Genomic DNA, 7,918 nt, shown 5'->3' with positions numbered 1-7,918 from the left:
CACCTATTATGAACGAATCCGGGAAAGTTGGATCGACCGAATGGAAAGGGCGGAGTATCTTCTTTCGGTCGTTGGCATCATCGGGGAAAGGGAGGACACCGCTTCCAAAATGGCCGTAATGCACTTTGCCATGGAACAGGTATGCCTTGGACTGTTGCGCATTTTTTGGGAATATGTCCCGAACCATTATTCCCTGTCCTATCTGTTCCATTTATGTGGTCACTTTACCGGGTTGCCGCAAAGGATATTTCCCCGCGGGACATACGGCCTGCAGCGCCAGTTCTATATGCTGTGCAATGCGCACCATATCATGCGCTTCAAGGGGGCGATCCAATTTTCACCAGATGATTCGGACAGGGTTTTTCGCCGTTGTGAACGGTTCTTTATGGAGGCAAGGGGTTTGGGTGAAATACAATTGGCACATCTCAAGGAAATCCATTGTAACCCTTCGAAGGGAGGTTCGTAGGCTGTCGAAAGGAATAGTTGGCTAAGTAGTATGTTGGAAAGTAAAGTCCTTCCTTACCTTTCCTTTTATGGTCATGGTTATATGCGGTAGGCACATTTTGTTTTGCGGCAATAGAGCCAATCAACTTTATAATTGCCGTAAGAAACACGGCGTAAATTTTATCAAAAGGGAGATCAGTATTGTCTTTTTCGTTCAAAATTCGACCTTAAAGAATTAAAAGTGTATTTACATCAGAGTAAAGACTGACCAAATTATAAGTGGATACAGATATGCTACTTCAGTATGTGGGCAAAATAAGTGATTTACAGGGTAGACTATTGGGGAGAATGGAGGGTTTGGGTTAGAACTAAGATAAGAAGCAGTGCTTGAAACCTTAACGGATGATATTGTCAGGACTGGCAATATTGGAGAGGCTTGTAGAGCCCTTTGGAGGAAAGGTCATCAGAAGCGCGTAAGATAGGTATGGAATCCATTAGTTAGTCAATACGGGGAAACTTAACTAAGGGCAATCTAATTTCCTTCATTAAAAGGAATATAACTCTCCCATTCCCAGGGCGTGTATATGTCGCCAATTGTTATTTTCAACAATTCTTTAAAAATACTTTCTGCATTGTCACTATTGGAGATTAGCAATACCCCTAAATGATGTTCAGGATATAGAATAGAATAATGTTGAAAACCTTCGCTGTGGCCCTCTTTAAAAACACCTTTGCCGTAGGGCGTTTTTGTTATTAATCCCCATGCCATACCATAATTTAGGCCAATTCTTTCATTTTCAGTAGTAGTTTCAAGGGATTCTGGTCCAAATTGTTTTTTTGAATTGATTACAATATTGGGGGAAAACAACAGTTGGGTTATTGGTGAATTTTGAGATTCTAAAGCAAGTATGTGCTCTAAAAATTTTGTGTAATCTACAGGGGTAGTTTCCATAGAACCCGCGGCACCTGCTTCAAATTTCTTATATTGCTTTGCCTCATTCATTATATATTGTAATCTACCTTTTTTAAACGAAAAAGCGACCCGCTAAGGCCGCTTTAAATGTTTTCACAACGGATTAATCGTTATTGTGAATTGCTTTCAGTACGGCAAAGATAAAAAAAAACATTGTTATTCACATTACGGATTTCCGTAAGGTAATGCGCCCGGTTATTATTATTTTTAAATAAATTTTAGGTAAATGAAACGAATTTTAAGCTTTGATTTTAAAAGTTTAATAAACAAAAAAAAGCCTCACAGAAGTATGCGAGGCAAAGAATTTCTTCGGCTTATAGCCTTGTTGTGAATTGTCTTTCAGATTGTAAATATAAAAAATTTATATAAATGAATAAAATTTTAGGAATTGATCTAGGAACAAACTCAATAGGCCTTACTTTAAGAGAAGATGAAGTTTTCTCTTGGTATGGTGTTTACACATTCAGAAAAGGAGTGGGCGAAGGAAAAACAGGCGAATTTTCTTTTGCAGCAGAGCGTACTAAACACCGTTCTTCTAGAAGATTATACAATGCAAGAAGATATCGAAAATGGGAAACTTTAGAAGTATTGATTGAAAAAGGCTATTGTCCGTTGAACATGGAAAACCTAGACAAATGGAAAAAGTATAAAAAGGGAATTGGGAGAGTTTTTCCTGTTGAAGACAAAGCTTTTCAAAAATGGATAAGATTGGATTTTAATGGCGACAACACGCCTGATTTTTCTAGTCCTTTTCAATTAAGAAGATTACTGATAAACGAAAAGTTGGATTTATCAATTCAAGAAAACCGTTACAAAATCGGTAGAGCCCTGTATCACATTGCCCAAAGACGTGGATTTAAAAGTAGTAGAAAGCAAGGAGCAAATGAGAAAACAGCTGTTTACAAAGGAAGTAACGAAACCAAAACAATCGGCCGAAACGAATACGAAGACCTGATTATTGAACACGGCAGTTTGGGTGCTGCTTTTGCTTATTTGGAAGATAATGGTATTCGAGTAAGAAATCGATATACATTAAGGTCCGATTATTTGTCCGAAGTTCAAAAAATACTTGAGTGTCAGAATATAGCTGATAATGATTTTAAAGAGAAAATCGAAAAAGCGATTTTCTTTCAACGTCCATTACGCTCCCAAAAAGCTTTGGTAGGAAAATGTACCCTTGAACCCAACAAAGCAAGATGCCCAGTAAGTCACCCCAGGTTTGAAGAATATCGTGCATGGTCATTTATTAACAATATTAAGTTCCGTACTGACAAAGATGCCCAGTTGGAGGCTATTCCGTTGGAATTGAAAGAAAAATTGTATCACGAAAAATTCTTCTTCAAGAGCAAAAGGGAATTTGATTTTAGTGAAATAAGAAAATTTATACAAGCAAAAGGAGGAAAGAATTGGGAACTGAATTACAGTAAGAAAATGGATAAAGTATCCGTTTCGAGTTGTTTTGTTTCCGCAAGGTTAAAATCGGTTTTTGGAGAAGATTGGAAAAACTATGAAAAGACAGTTATCCGAAAAAATAAAAAAGGAGAAGATGAAGCAAAGAAATATACGATAGAAGATATATGGCATATCCTGTTTTCGTTTGAAGATGAAGAGTATTTTGATGAATTTCTAATTGATGTACTCGAATTAGAAGAAACTCAAGTCAAAGAATTAAAAACACTTTTTAATAATTTCCCCGTTGGCTATGCAAATTTGAGCTTAAAGGCCATAAACAATATTTTGCCATTTCTAAGAGAAGGAATGATTTATTCCCAAGCCGTAATCTTGGCAAAAATCCCAGAAATTCTTGGTAAAGAAGTTTTTGAAGGAGACAGAGAAGTTATACTCAAAGCAATTAAAGATGAGATTGAAGCAAATAGAAAATACAAGAAAATAATTACCATTGCCAATAATTTGATTTTTAAATATTATGCTTTAGATTATGAAGACCGATTTGCTTGGAAAGACACTACATATAAATTAAATGAATCTGATTTTAAGGATGTTGAAAGTGCGGCAAAAGAGCATTTTGGAGGAAAGACTTGGCTTAAATTAGATGATGGATACAAACAAAAAATCTTATCAGAAGTAACCGCAAAGTATCAGGCATTTTTTGCTTCTTCAAAACGAGAACACCTTAAACCACCTCATTTGGTGAATCAGATAAAACGATTTTTAGATGATAACTTCAATGTCGAGGAAAAAATTTTGAACAAAATTTATCATCCCTCACAAATAGATATTTATCCTAAAAAAGAAGGGCAGCAGTATTTATTAAGTCCAAAAACGGCGTCTTTCAAAAACCCTATGGCATACAAAACACTTTACAAATTACGTGATGTCATCAATTATTTGATTAAAACCGGAAAGATAGATGAAGATACACGCATTGTCGTTGAGGTTGCGCGAGATTTAAATGATAGTAACAAGCGTTGGGCCATTGAACAATATCAGCGTCATAGAGAAACCGAGAACAGAGAATTTGCGAATGCTATTTCCGAACTGATAAAGGATCCGGAATTTTCTGGAATCGCCAACCCTATAAGTACAACAGATACAGATAAATTCCGGTTATGGGCAGAACAATTGGAAAACTATGAGGAAGTAGTGAAATCGATTAATGCTTCCAAAGATGATGTGCAGAAATACAGGTTATGGAAAGAACAAAACTGCGTTTGTATTTACACGGGTAAACTTATAAAGTTAACGGACCTATTTAATAAAAATGTAATTGATTTTGAACATACGATTCCAAGAAGTAAATCATTTGACAATTCCTTAGCAAATCTAACAGTTTGTTATGCAGACTATAATCGGGGAATTAAAAAGAACCAAATGCCAACCGAGTTACCCAACTACGAATTTGAATCGCACGGTTACTTACCAATAAAACCCAGATTATTGGATTGGGAAAAGAAAGTAGATGCTTTGCGAAAACAAATTGAAACACAAAAGAGAAATTCAAAATTAGCTATAGACAAAGATTCTAAGGATAAAGCTATCCGAGCCAGACATTTGCTTCAAATGGAGTATAATTATTGGAAAAATAAATTGGATAGGTTTACCCGAACTGAAATTCCACAAGGTTTTGTAAACAGCCAGTTAATAGATACACAAATTATAACCAAATATGCATTTCATTATTTAAAAACGGTTTTTAGTAAAGTTGAAGTTATTAAGGGAACCAATACTGCACAATTCCGAAAGATTTACGAAATACAGCCTAAGGATGAAGCAAAAGACAGGGGAAAACATTATCACCACGCAATTGATGCAGCTGTGTTAACTTTAATACCATCGCCAAGAAAACGAGAGGAAATTTTGAAGACAGCCTATGAATTTGAAGAAGAAAACAGAGGCAAACAATATCACGAGAAACCATTTTCAAGCTTCAGTTATTCAATGATTGAAGAAATTCAAAAGAACATTCTAATCAACAACATTGCTGATAAGGACCAGACACTTACACTTGGAATAAAAAAAGTAAGAAAACGAGGGCGAATTGTATGGTTGAGAGATAAGAATGGAAAATTACTATTGGATGCAAATGGAAATAAAATTATAAAAATTGCCCAAGGAGATTCTATAAGAGGAGAACTGCATCAGCAAACGTATTATGGAAAAATAAAGATTGCTGCTAAAGATAAAGATGGTAGTTTAAAAAGGAATGAAGATGGGAATATTCTATATAACCAAGTAGATGGGAAAGATGAAATATGGATGGTAATAAGAAAGCCCATTGATAGTGTTAATTTTAAAACTGATGTAATAATTGATAAACATTTAGAGCAACACCTAAAAAGGAAATTGGCAGAAGGTGTAAAACAACATGAGCTAAAAGATTTTCAAGGCAAGACATTACGTCATTTACGCTGTAGAGTTAAAGCGGCCCGTGGCTTTATGAATCCTGATAATGCTACAATTGTAAAAGAACAGGTTTATAAATCCTCAAAAGATTACAAAAACTTTATTTATGCGGATTCAGGAGAAAATTACATGTTCGGATTATACGAAAATGAAAACGGCAGATCTATTGTGCCCTTTAATGTGTTTGAGTCAGCTAAATATGCAAAACATCTTGAAGAATTAACTCCTGAAAACCTGTTTAAATCAAAAGAAATTTTAGAACCTGTTTATATAGGAAGAGGGAAAAAATCCAAAAGAGCTATAATAAAACATGTTTTTATGGTTGGTCAAAAGGTGATACTTTTTGAAAATGATAAAGAGGAGTTGAAAGATTTAGAAAATGATGATTTGTCAAATAGGTTATATTTTGTTAAACGATTAGCTGATGCAAAGACTCAACGTATCCTATTTCAACATCATTTAGATGCACGCGATGATAAACAATTAATGGGAGATTTTCCCAAGGAAGAATTTGGGACTAAAGGGAAAGATGGTTTTTCAAAATTCTCTGTTGATTTTGTCGCTCCAAGATTATTACTCACACCAGGGAATTTTACTTTTGTAATAGAAGGTGAAGATTTTGATATGAAATTAGACGGGAGCATTGAATTTAAATTTTAAGCGATGATCAAACGCACCCTATTTTTTGGCAATCCAGCCTATCTAAGTACGCGTAATGAACAATTGGTGGTCAACTTTCCGGAAGAAGGTAGACAAGAGGCTACCATCCCCATTGAGGACCTGGGCTATGTGGTCTTGGAAGATCCACAAATAACAGTAACCAATGGGTTGTTACGCAAACTGGTACAAAATAAGACAGCGGTTATTACCTGTGATCTACAGCATTTACCATGTTCTTTGTTACAGCCCCTAGTGGGCCATACCGAACAGACAGAGCGAATGCGCTATCAATTGAATGCCAGTGTGCCCTTAAAAAAGAACCTATGGCAGCAGACGGTCAGTATCAAAATAGAGAATCAAGCAAGTCATTTATTACAACGTAACAAAAATGCCTTAAAATTGAAACGATGGGCCAAGGAGGTAAAAAGCGGGGACGCCCAAAACCATGAGGCCATTGCAGCGGCCTATTATTTTCAAAACCTATTTGATATAGAAGGCTTTAGTCGAAACCAGAAAGGTATTGCGCCCAATAACCTGTTGAATTACGGCTATGCCATTTTAAGGGCCGTTACGGCGCGTGCCTTGGTCAGTAGTGGTTTGTTACCCTCGGTAGGTATTTACCACAGAAATAAATACAATGCCTTTTGTTTGGCCGATGATATCATGGAACCGTATAGGCCTTATGTAGATACAATGGTTCTTGATATTGTGTTATCAGGTGAGCCCTATGACGAATTGAATAAAGAATTAAAAAGTGAATTGTTGGGTATTCCTGCTATGGACGTCATGATCGATGGAAAACAAAGCCCTTTGATGAATGCTATGAGCCGAACCACGAATAGTTTGTATGAATGTTTTTTGGGAAGTAGTCGAAGGTTATTGTATCCAGAGTTTCTATAAATAAAATGTCAGTTCGAGCGCAGTCGAGAACTCAGTAACAAAGAAGAACATTAATTTGTCAGTTCGAGCGCAGTCGAGAGCTAAAAAACCATGAAAACATATTACGTGTATATATTGGAATGCAAAGACGGCCTATTGTACACAGGTGTTACGAACGACCTGGCCAGACGTTTCGATGAACATCAGTTGGGAAGGAACAAGACCTGTTTTACTTATAAGTGAAGACCGGGCTTATTTGGCATGAAGTGTTCAATGATATAGGACAGACCAATGCCATTGAGATACAAATAAAGAAATGGAGTAGTACAAAGAAAGGGGCCTTGGCGAATGGTGATGAAGAAATGATACGGATTTTGGCCGAATGCAGGAATTCAGGCCATTACAAATTTAGACCGTGAAGGAGGTCTCGACTGCGCTCGACCTGACAGATAAAACTCGTATGAATGTGTTGGCCATGGATTGTGTTCGGATTGACAAACGCATACCCATGTCAATGTAGTGAACTTAGACTTCGTTTGATATGACAAAGTTAGACTCTGGTTAACCCGATTAATCGATTATACTGATAATTTAAGATGAGTGTAAACCATTTTAGCCGTTTAAACCAATATAGAAGTATGTGGGTACTTGTATTCTTTGATTTGCCGACCGAAACACGAACCGACCGTAAGGTAGCGACACGGTTTCGTAAAAATCTGTTAGATGATGGTTTTACTATGTTTCAATTTAGTATATACCTTCGTTTTTGCGCTAGTCGTGAAAATGCCGAGGTGCATATTAAACGGACTAAAATGAATTTACCGAAAAAGGGAAAGGTCTGTATTATGCAGATTACCGACAAACAATTTGGGATGATTGAATTGTTTCACGGGCAAAAAGAAACAGAACCCGAAACCCCCACCCAACAATTAGAACTTTTTTAGCATTCAAAATGTCGGGTCGAGCGCAGTCGAGATCTCGATTGGTATGTTATTATTTTATTTCTGAAACAGCTTATAACAAACAGGATACCAGCTTATTATGGCGGGTATCCTGTGAACTATCCTTAAAATTAAAGAACTGAAAGCAATTCACAAC

6 protein-coding genes and 1 pseudogene are annotated in these 7,918 nt (G+C 36.4%); 6 read left to right on the top strand and 1 reads right to left on the bottom strand.

Translation table 11 applies throughout. The features are described 5' to 3' along the window. Positions 1-466: pseudogene (locus LX92_RS22565) on the top strand (hypothetical protein); the annotation flags it as partial. Between the two features lie 510 nt (positions 467-976). Here LX92_RS22565 and LX92_RS21360 read toward each other — a convergent pair. After that, on the bottom strand, positions 977-1,447 hold the full coding sequence (locus tag LX92_RS21360) for a serine hydrolase family protein (RefSeq protein WP_109654939.1): 471 nt from the start codon (positions 1,445-1,447) through the stop codon (positions 977-979). Positions 1,448-1,786: 339 nt separating this feature from the next. Between LX92_RS21360 and cas9 the strand changes: the two genes are divergently transcribed. The 5 genes from cas9 (at position 1,787) to cas2 (ending at position 7,764) form a co-directional block, all read left to right on the top strand. Then, positions 1,787-5,941, top strand: a complete 4,155-nt coding sequence (gene cas9 / locus LX92_RS21355; protein ID WP_109654936.1) for a type II CRISPR RNA-guided endonuclease Cas9 — start codon at positions 1,787-1,789, stop codon at positions 5,939-5,941. A gap of 3 nt (positions 5,942-5,944) precedes the next feature. Continuing rightward, positions 5,945-6,841, top strand: coding sequence for a type II CRISPR-associated endonuclease Cas1 (gene cas1, locus LX92_RS21350; RefSeq protein WP_109654935.1), 897 nt, complete (start codon positions 5,945-5,947; stop codon positions 6,839-6,841). 90 nt (positions 6,842-6,931) lie between these two features. Continuing rightward, the gene (locus tag LX92_RS23005; protein WP_317047082.1) at positions 6,932-7,063 is read left to right on the top strand and encodes a GIY-YIG nuclease family protein; all 132 of its coding nucleotides are present in this window, start codon (positions 6,932-6,934) and stop codon (positions 7,061-7,063) included. After that, positions 7,060-7,239 (top strand): hypothetical protein, encoded by a 180-nt coding sequence (locus tag LX92_RS23000; RefSeq protein WP_317047081.1) that lies wholly within the window; start codon positions 7,060-7,062, stop codon positions 7,237-7,239. Before LX92_RS23005 ends, LX92_RS23000 begins: the two co-directional genes overlap by 4 nt. Before the next feature lie 177 nt (positions 7,240-7,416). Then, a complete protein-coding gene (gene cas2, locus LX92_RS21340) occupies positions 7,417-7,764 on the top strand; it encodes a CRISPR-associated endonuclease Cas2 (RefSeq protein WP_109654933.1) in 348 nt (115 codons plus the stop codon). Positions 7,765-7,918: the final 154 nt, after the last annotated feature.

Origin of the sequence: Maribacter polysiphoniae (assembly GCF_003148665.1) — a bacterium.
Lineage (GTDB): Bacteria > Bacteroidota > Bacteroidia > Flavobacteriales > Flavobacteriaceae > Maribacter_A > Maribacter_A polysiphoniae.
The sequence above is the reverse complement of the archived record's forward strand: the minus strand, read 5'-3'. Positions and strand labels throughout refer to the sequence as shown.

Excerpts from the sequence above, each read along its gene's own strand:
- LX92_RS21360 (WP_109654939.1), bottom strand. The coding sequence starts at position 1,447 with ATGAATGAGGCAAAGCAATATAAGAAATTTGAAGCAGGTGCCGCGGGT.
- cas9 (WP_109654936.1), top strand. The coding sequence starts at position 1,787 with ATGAATAAAATTTTAGGAATTGATCTAGGAACAAACTCAATAGGCCTT.
- cas1 (WP_109654935.1), top strand. The coding sequence starts at position 5,945 with ATGATCAAACGCACCCTATTTTTTGGCAATCCAGCCTATCTAAGTACG.
- LX92_RS23005 (WP_317047082.1), top strand. The coding sequence starts at position 6,932 with ATGAAAACATATTACGTGTATATATTGGAATGCAAAGACGGCCTATTG.
- cas2 (WP_109654933.1), top strand. The coding sequence starts at position 7,417 with ATGAGTGTAAACCATTTTAGCCGTTTAAACCAATATAGAAGTATGTGG.